The organism is Mesorhizobium sp. CU3, assembly GCF_006442965.1.
GTDB lineage: Bacteria > Pseudomonadota > Alphaproteobacteria > Rhizobiales > Rhizobiaceae > Mesorhizobium.
Genome location: NZ_VFWX01000023.1, coordinates 112,441 through 121,255 on the forward strand (window position 1 = coordinate 112,441; position 8,815 = coordinate 121,255).

An 8,815-nucleotide genomic window follows, 5' to 3' on the forward strand; every position below is an offset into this window, starting at 1 on the left:
CCATGAGGAGAGGGCTCGGCATCTTCGTCGCGGTTCTGGTCGTCGTCGCGCTTGGCTTCGCGGGCTGGCTCTATCTTGGCCGCAATCCGCTTGGCTTTGCCGGCGGCTCGACCGTGGCGCTCGCCAGTTACCAGGGCGCCACCGTGACCGGTGCGCCGACTGCGCTTGCCTTCGCCGATCTGGTCAAGCGCGGCGAATATCTTACCCACGCCGCCGACTGCCAGGCCTGCCACACCGCGCCCGGCGGCGCGCCGTTCGCCGGCGGCTTTGCCTTCAACATGCCGTTCGGCACGATCTACTCCACCAACATCACGCCGGACAAGGAAACGGGCATCGGCAATTACAGCGACGCCCAGTTCCTGGCGGCGATGCATCGGGGCATACGCGCCGACGGCGAAAAACTCTATCCCGCGATGCCCTACGCTTCCTACAGCCTGATGACGGACGCCGACGCGCTGGCTATCAAGGCGTATCTGTTCACGCTTACGCCGGTGAAGGCGCCGGCGAAGTCGAACCAATTGTCCTGGCCGTTCAACCAGCGCGGGCTGATCGCGCTCTGGAACGTCGCGTTCAATCCGGACGAGCGCTTCCGCCCCAACACCGGGCAGAGCCCGCAATGGAACCGCGGCGCCTATCTCGCCGAAGCGATGGGCCATTGCGGCGAATGCCACACGCCGCGCAATTTCGCCTTCGCGCTCGACAATCACGACAAGTTCGCCGGCGCGCTGACCGCCGGCTGGCGCGCCTACAACATTTCCAGCGACAAGACCTCCGGCATCGGCGACTGGAGCGACGCCGACCTCTACGCCTATCTCGCGACCGGCCATGCCAACGGCCATGGCGGCGCGGCCGGGCCGATGGGCGAAGCCGCCGACGACAGCCTCAGCTATCTGACGCCGGACGACACGCATGCGCTGGTCGCGTATCTGCGCAGCATCCCGGCCCGGGCAAGCGACCTGCCGCGCACTGTGACGACGGCGGCACCCGCTTCCTACAAGGAGGGAGCGACAGCTCAAGCCAACATGCGCGGCGAGAAAATCTTCGCCGGCGCCTGCGCCTCCTGCCATGACTGGACCGGCGTCAGCCCGGTCACCGGCTTTGCAACGCTGACCGGCGTGCGCGCGGTGAACGACCCCAGCGCCACCAACGTGGCGCAGACCGTGATCAATGGCGTCAGCCGCAAGACCGCCGACGGCAAGATCTTCATGCCGGCCTTCGGCGGAGGCTATTCCGACGACGACATCGCCGCCGTCGCCAACTACGTCACCGCCCGCTTCGGCGCCAAGGGCGCCGATCTGACGGCCAAGGACGTCGCCGCGCTCAAGCAGCAGGCGGCGCAGCAATCGAAGGAGGCTCCCAATGGCTGACTTTGCCCGGTCCGACGCCTATCTCTCGGCACTGCTGCAAGAGGTGCACTCGGTCGGTGCCGCAAGAGCGCCATTCACCATTGGGCGGCGCAGCTTCTTCAAACTGACCGGCGCCGGCGTCGCCGGGCTGGTGCTTGGCTTCCACCTTGGCGACACGGCCTTTGCGGCCGAGCCGGCCAATGGCAACGACGCCGCGAACCAGGCGATGAACGCCTTCATCCGCATCGCGCCGGACAACACCATCACCATCTATTCGAAATGCCCGGAGATCGGCCAAGGAATAAAAACGTCGTTCGGCGTGATCATCGCCGAGGAGCTCGATGCCGACTGGGCCCATGTCGTGATGGAGCAGGCCGACATCAATCCGAAAGTCTATGGCAGCCAGGGCGCCGGCGGTTCGACCTCGATCCCGCGCGCCTGGAACCAGTTGCGCCAGGCGGGCGCCGGCGCCAAGGCGATGCTGGTTGCCGCGGCAGCGCAGGCGTGGTCGGGCGACCCGTCGCAGATCACCACGCGGGATTCGGTGCTGACGCACACCGCGAGCGGTCGCTCCGCAACCTATGGATCGCTTGCCGCGGCGGCAGCGAAAATGCCGGTGCCGGATCCGAAGAGCCTGAAGCTGAAGACTCGGGCCGAGTACCGGCTGATCGGCAAGCGCTATCGCGGCGTCGACGATCCCAAAGTGGTCAGCGGCCAGCCGCTGTTCGGCATCGATGTCCAGCGCCCCGGCATGGTCTATGCTACCTACACCAAATGTCCCGCGGCGGGCGGCAAGGTGAAATCCTTCAACGCCGACGAGATCAAGCGTCAGCCCGGCGTGCTCGACGCCTTCGCCATCGAGGGCACGGGGCTTGTGGTTGAAGTGATGCCGGGTGTGGCCATCATCGCCAGGGACACCTGGAGCGCCTTTCAGGCACGGGAAAAACTCCGGGTCGACTGGGATCTCGGCGAAGCTTCGACGGACTCCACTTCGCACTTCTCGGCGCTGGCGAAGGAGGTCGCGGCGAGTTTCCCGCAGAAGGCTGACGACAATGTCGGCGACGTCGATAAGTCGTTCGCCAATGCCGCGAAAACCGTCGAGGCCTATTACGAATATCCCTTCGCCGCGCATGTGCCGCTGGAGCCGATGAACACCACGGCGCACTGGCATGACGGGATCATGGAGCTATGGGTGCCGACGCAGCAACCCGACCGCGGCCTACCGCTGATCGGCAAGGTGGCCGGGGTGGTCCCGGAGAAGGTCGTGATGCACCAGACCCGCGTCGGCGGCGGCTTTGGGAGGCGGTTGGTCAACGACTATGCCTGCGAGGCGGCGGCCATCGCGCTCAAGGTCGACGCGCCGGTCAAGCTGCAATGGAGCCGCGAGGACGATTTCGCCCACGATTTCTACCGGCCCGCCGGCTACCACCAGTTCAAGGGTGCGATCGACCGGGGTGGCCGGCTCGATGCCTGGCAGGAGCATTTCATCACCTTCACCGCCGACGGCAAGAAGGAAGCCTCGGGCGCCAACCTGACCGACAATCTGCGCTACTCGATCAAGGCGCCTAACCTGCGCCGCGGCAAGACGATGTTTCCGCTGAAAATCCCGACCGGCGCCTGGCGCGCGCCGGGCGACAACGCGCAGGTCTTTGCCGCGCAGAGCTTCATGCATGAATTGTCGCTCGCTTCGGGGCGCGACCATGTCGAGTTCTTGCTCGACGCGGTGAACCGTGACGTGCCCGAGCTCGCGCCCAAGGATGCAAGCGTCAATTTCAGCCCCAAGCGCGCCACCGACGTCATCAAAATGTGCGCCGACAAGGCCGGCTGGGGCAAGACTTTGCCCAAGGGCAGCGGCCTGGGCTTGGCCTGGTGCTATTCGCATGCTGGCCATGTCGCGCAGGCCGTCGAACTCAGCGTCGATGCCGACAAGAGCATCAGGATCGCGCGCATCGTCGTAGTGCTCGATGTCGGACCGATCATCAACATGGCAGGCTCCGAGGCACAGGCTCAAGGCGCATCCACCGACGCGTTGTCGACGGCGATGGGCCTCAAGATCACCATCGAGAACGGCCGCATCCGCGAGCAGAACTACAATTCCTATCCAATCCTGCGCATGCCGTTCGCGCCGATGAACATCGACGCCTATTTCATCCAGTCGGACAATCCGCCGACCGGCATGGGCGAACCGGCCTTCCCGGCGCTGGCGCCGGCCCTGGGCAACGCCATCTTCGCCGCCACCGGCGAGCGCGTGCGCAAGCTGCCGCTACGAGACCTCGGTTACTCGCTGGCTGCCTGACGGACTGATGTTTCCGTTACGCGATGACGCAATGTCGCGCCTGAGCATTTTAGCTATCCTGAATATACGGCGAACCCTGTTCGCCGGGCCGGCGTCGGGTTAGCTCCCAACAGGCAACGGGCGCCGGCCACCTGGGCGCCATCTAGTCTAGGAGGCGAGGAAACGCCAATCGTCAGGCGAGGAAAGGGCGTCGAGCCTACTTCCCACGCCGCTCTTCCGGTCGTGAGCCACTCCCCCACAGCGCGCGCTGCAGAAGGTTGCGTTTCTTCCTGCGCGGCGCAAGCTCGATGTCGCTGACCAGGCGGGCGCCGCCCTTGCAGCGTTCCAGCGTGATCTTGCGGGTGTGAAAAGCTTCGAGCTCGGCGCGGTGGGCGACGCTGACGATGGTGACCTTTGGCAATTCGCGGATCAGCGTCTGCATCATCTGGTCCTGGCTCTGTTCGTCCAGCGCCGAGGTCGCCTCGTCGAGGACGACAATGTCGGGGGCGTGCAGCAAAAGCCGCGCGAAGGCCAGCCGCTGCTTCTCGCCGCCGGACAGCGTCTGATCCCAGGGCGCCGTCTCCTCCAGCCGGTTCTTCAGATAGCCGAGACCGACCTTGTCAAGGGCGGCCGCGATCTCGGCCTTCTTCCAGTTGTTGGCGGCAGCGGGATAGGCGGTGGCGCGTCGCAGCGTGCCGGACGGCACATAGGGCCGCTGCGGCAGCATGAAGAGCCGCTTGTCGGGGTGGAAGTTGACGCTGCCGCTACCCCAGGGCCACAGGCCCGCGATAGCGCGCACCAGCGTCGACTTGCCGGAGCCGGATTCGCCCGAGACCAGCACGCGCTCGCCCGGTTCCACCACCACCTCGGTCTCCTTCACCACCGAGGTGCCGTCGTCGAGCGTCACGGAGAGATCGTCGAGGGAAAGCATGGCGTGGCCCATGGTCTCGCCATGCTTGATGCGGCCGAGGTCGTGCGACTGCTCGGCGCGCTCCAGTCCGTCGAGCGACACCATCAGCGAGGCGATGCGATGCGCCGACGCATTCCAGTCGGCGAGCCGCGGATAATTGTCGACCAGCCAACCGAAGGCGCCCTGCACGATGGCGAAAGCGGACGCCGCCTGCATCACTTCGCCGAGCGTCATCGAGCCTTCGAGGAACTTTGGCGCGCACAAAAGCACGGGCACTACCGGCGCGAACAGGCTGGAGCTTTGCGAGACGAGCGCCGTTCGCATGTATTGGCCGGTCAGGCGCGCCCAGCGCTGCAGCACACCGCCAAAGGTGCGGTCGATGCCGGCGTTTTCCTCGTCCTCGCCGCCGAGCAGCGCGATGCTCTCGCCGTTTTCGCGCACGCGCGTCAACACGTAGCGGAATTCGGCTTCCGACTGGTTCTTGTCCTCGGAGAGCTGCACGAAGCGGCGGCCGATGAGGAACATCGAGGTCGAGGTGACCGCGGCATAGATCATCGCGGTGACGACGAGGAATCCGGGCACGGTGACGGTCGTGCCGCCCAGCGTGAAAGTGAGCGAGCCGCCGATCGTCCACAAGACGACGATGAAGGTCGAGGCCGACAGGAAGGCGACGGTGACGCCGGCGACGAAGTCGACCGGTGACTCGGTTGCCACGCGCAGATCCTCCGAGATACGCGCCTCGGGATTGGCATGGTCGCCCTTGACGAGGTTGAGCTGGTAATAGCGGCCGTGGTCCAGCCAGCGCCCGATGGTCGCGGTGGTGAGCCAGGAGCGCCAGCGCCGCTGCATGGTCATGCGCATATAGACCTGCGCCACGACCAGGCTGATGCTGCCGGCGACCAATGGCAGGAAGACGGCGCTCAGCCAGTAGACGGTTTGGGCGTCGCGGCCCTCAATGGCGTCGAAGATGGCGCGGTTCCATCGATTGATGCCGTATTGGAAGCCGACATTGGCGACGATCATGACGAGAAGCCCGATGGTCAGAGGCCAGGCGAGCCTGTCGCCATGCCGGCCCCAATAGCCGCGCCCACTGATCCAGAAGCGCCTGGTCAGATATTTCTTGCGCGCTTTCTCGGCCGCCTCGCGCGATAGCCGCCGGTCGGGCTCGACGGGATCGGGTAGCGGCGCTTGGCGGACGGCCGGATCGGCCGCCGCTTCGACCACCGGCGCCTTGGCACGAGGCTTCGGCTTCAGCTTCGGCTCGGCATCCTCGGACAATCCATTGCCCGGTGCTGGTTCGCCAAGCGACGGCTGGGCCTTGGGCGATTTTCGGCTCGGCGGTGCCTTAGGAACCGATGGCTTTTGACCCGGGGGCTTCTGGCCCCCGACCCCTTCGCTTGAAATCTTGCGCTTAGGTGCATGCTGGCGCGCGACCTTGGGGCGCGGCTTCCCTGCGCCATGCGGCTTCGCGCCGCCGGCCGGCTTGGGTCTGGATTTCGCCTCCGACATACGCCCCGACAACGGCTTCGAAATCGAAAGGTTTCACAGACAGGCGCTCATAGAAGCGTGATGCAGACGTCATCGCGCATTCGGTCACCGATCAGGCGGCGTTCCCGTTGCGGGAACCGGCCAAGGAGGCCGGCTTGAAAAAGGCCTCGGCTGCGGACTTTTCGACCGCTTCGAAGGCAAGCGCATCGCGCATGGGAAGCGCCGGCGAGAACAGGTAGCCCTGCGCGATCATGCAGCCCAGCGAGCGCAGGATCATGCGGTCGGCGTCGGTCTCGACGCCCTCGGCCATAACCTCGATGCCAAGCGTACGCCCGAGGCCGATGACCGCCTCGACTACGGCCTGGTCCTCCACAGACTTGGCCAGGTCGCGGACGAAATCCTTGTCGATCTTGATCTTGCGGATGCGGCTATCCTTCAGCGACACCAGCGTCGAGAAGCCGGTGCCGAAATCGTCTAAAACAATCGAGATGCCGGCATCCGCCAGGCGTCCCACCTTCTCGTCGACCCGGTCGCGATCGACCGGCGCTTCTTCGGTGATCTCGATCTCGAGCATGGCTGCGGGCACGCCCCTCGCCTCGAGGCCGTCGAGGATCATGTCGTCGACATTGCCGGCTTCGAGCTCGCGCGGCGACAGGTTCATCGCCACCCGGACGTCGTGGCGCCCGCTCTTCGCCAGTTCCGCGATCATGGCGCAGCAATTGAAGAATACCGTCTCTGTCAGCAACGACAGAAGGCCGGTTTCGCGCGCGGCGGTGACGATCTCGGGCGGGGAAATCGCGCCATGCATGCCATGCTGCCAGCGCAGCAGCGCCTCGAAGCCGATGACGGCATCGGTATCGAGGCGCACCACTGGCTGGAACCAGCAGCACAGCGCGCCGGTCTCGATGGCGCCGCGCAAGTCGCGCTCGATGCATTGCTTGCGTTCGAGCGCTCGATCGAGCCCGGCATCGAACATGTAGTGTTCGTTCCTGCCGCCGCGCTTGGCCGCATAAAGCGCGAAATCGGCCTTCAACAGCATCTCGGTCAGTCGTGGCTTTTCCGACACATAAATGCCGATCGAGGCGCCAACGCGCACCGACTTCAACGCCGGGTCCGGAGTCGCGACCGCCGCGATGATCGCCGAGGCGAGCTCTCCGGTGGGTTGCGGTGAGCTGCCCTTGGGGAAGAGAAGCACGAACTCGTCGCCACCGATGCGCGCGATCGTCGCGCCCGCTGGCGCATGATCCTCTATCCGGCGCGCAACCTTGACAAGCAGCTCATCGCCGATGGTGTGGCCATAGGTGTCGTTGACGGATTTGAAGCCGTCGAGGTCGATCAGCATGGTCACGAACGGGCCGTCGGAAAGTCCGAGCCGGCCAATGGCTTGCTCGAGCCCATGCCGGTTGAGCAGGCTGGTCAGCGGATCGCGTCTGGCGTTCAGTTGCATCTCGGCAGCGAACTCGCTGGCTTCGTGTTTGAGGCGGCTCGTTTCGCAAAAGCGCGCCTGTCCGATCAGCGCGCTTCGGATCATGCCGGCGAGGAACATCAGAATCGTGAAGGCGAGCACGTAATTCTCGACGCCGCCCTTGGCCAGCACGCAGCCGGCGGCGATGAGAAGCGGCAGCGTGACGAAATTGATCGAGGTGGGCGCATAGGACGCGCCGTAGGTAACCGACCCGGCCGAGGTGCCGGCCAGCACGATCAGATAGAGCGGCGCCTGGGGTGTGGTGTAGCCATGGGTCAGCACGGCGAGAAAAGACCAGACGACGCCCGATGCCAGCGCCAGCGCGCCGTACAGCGAAAGCCGGCCGCCGGCCGCCCGCGGGCTGCCGGCCACGCTGTCAGATTGGGTCGCCGCAAGCGCGACGCGCGCGGCATTGATCAAGCCGATAGCGGCAAACCACAGAACCGCGCCAAGGCCCCCGCCCGAAAGCAGCTGCACGGCCAAGACCAAAGCCGAGAGCACGGTGCCGACAGGCATCGAAATGAAGATGCCGCCGCGCAGATCGGCAAGCTGATCGCGGAAGATCCCGGCTTGCACGGCCTCGCTCTGCCCCCGGGGATGGGGAGCCGCAACCAGCCGCTCACGGTATCTCGCCATGGTCCAGTAGTTAGGCGAGCGGAATGAAAATCGTGTTAAGGGTTTCAGAAGTTTACATCGTTTTTCGGCGCTTCAACACTTCGTGTTTTCTATCGATGCGCTTTGCGCCTTCAGAAGATTGGCAAAAGGCTGGCCGCATAGTCTTTGCCGCGGATAGCTCGCGATAATGTGTATGGTCGCGTTCCGAGACTTCCCCTATCAACAACGCAGCCATTGCCGATAGCTCCCGGGCAGCCCCGTCCGGGAAATGATGTTTTGACGCTTTAGCGGGAGGATGAGGGGGTCGCCGAGCTGTCCACTGATCCGCCGAGCAGCGGACCAGGCGATCGAGATTTCAAGGACAAGGGCCTTCCAGCGCCGAGCAACAGCGCGCCGCAAGCTTTTCGTCCGTTCCAACATCTTCACTTTGGCAATCAACGCGGACCACTCAACGGGGCTTGGTCGAATGTCGTTCTTTGTTTTTGCGCTCGCCTTCGCATTCATTCTCTGGCGGCAACTGGGCAAGAGCACGCGCCCGGGAAAAGCCGTTCGATCGGAAGCCGAGCGGCCTTCAGCATTGGCCAGGCTTGCCAACGACGACGTCGAGGAGGCCGTTGAAAATGTCGCCGGGCTGGTCTCGAACCTGTTCGGCGACAAGGGTCGGGACTTCATCGAGCAGGCCGTCAGCCGGGCGATCCAGGATCCCAGGACCGAGG

At 65.0% G+C, this 8,815-nt stretch carries 5 protein-coding genes; 3 read left to right on the forward strand and 2 right to left on the reverse strand.

Annotation, left to right across the window (positions count from 1 at the left end; all coding sequences use genetic code 11):
- The first annotated feature begins 2 nt into the window (after nucleotides 1–2).
- Nucleotides 3–1,367 (forward strand): cytochrome c, encoded by a 1,365-nt coding sequence (locus tag FJ988_RS27915; protein ID WP_140822075.1) that lies wholly within the window; start codon nucleotides 3–5, stop codon nucleotides 1,365–1,367.
- Nucleotides 1,360–3,642: a molybdopterin cofactor-binding domain-containing protein gene (locus FJ988_RS27920; RefSeq protein WP_140822077.1), complete on the forward strand. Its 2,283-nt coding sequence runs from the start codon at nucleotides 1,360–1,362 to the stop codon at nucleotides 3,640–3,642. Before FJ988_RS27915 ends, FJ988_RS27920 begins: the two co-directional genes overlap by 8 nt.
- A 196-nt stretch (nucleotides 3,643–3,838) precedes the next feature.
- On the opposite strand, the gene FJ988_RS27925 is transcribed toward FJ988_RS27920, so the two are convergent.
- Together FJ988_RS27925 and FJ988_RS27930 are read right to left on the reverse strand one after the other, a co-directional pair.
- On the reverse strand, nucleotides 3,839–6,040 hold the full coding sequence (locus tag FJ988_RS27925; protein ID WP_407067731.1) for an ATP-binding cassette domain-containing protein: 2,202 nt from the start codon (nucleotides 6,038–6,040) through the stop codon (nucleotides 3,839–3,841).
- Between the two features lie 91 nt (nucleotides 6,041–6,131).
- A complete protein-coding gene (locus FJ988_RS27930; RefSeq protein ID WP_246688678.1) occupies nucleotides 6,132–8,060 on the reverse strand; it encodes a bifunctional diguanylate cyclase/phosphodiesterase in 1,929 nt (642 codons plus the stop codon).
- A gap of 466 nt (nucleotides 8,061–8,526) precedes the next feature.
- Between FJ988_RS27930 and FJ988_RS27935 the strand changes: the two genes are divergently transcribed.
- The coding region (locus FJ988_RS27935) for a hypothetical protein (RefSeq protein ID WP_181183695.1) at nucleotides 8,527–8,815 on the forward strand (289 nt) is incomplete at its 3' end.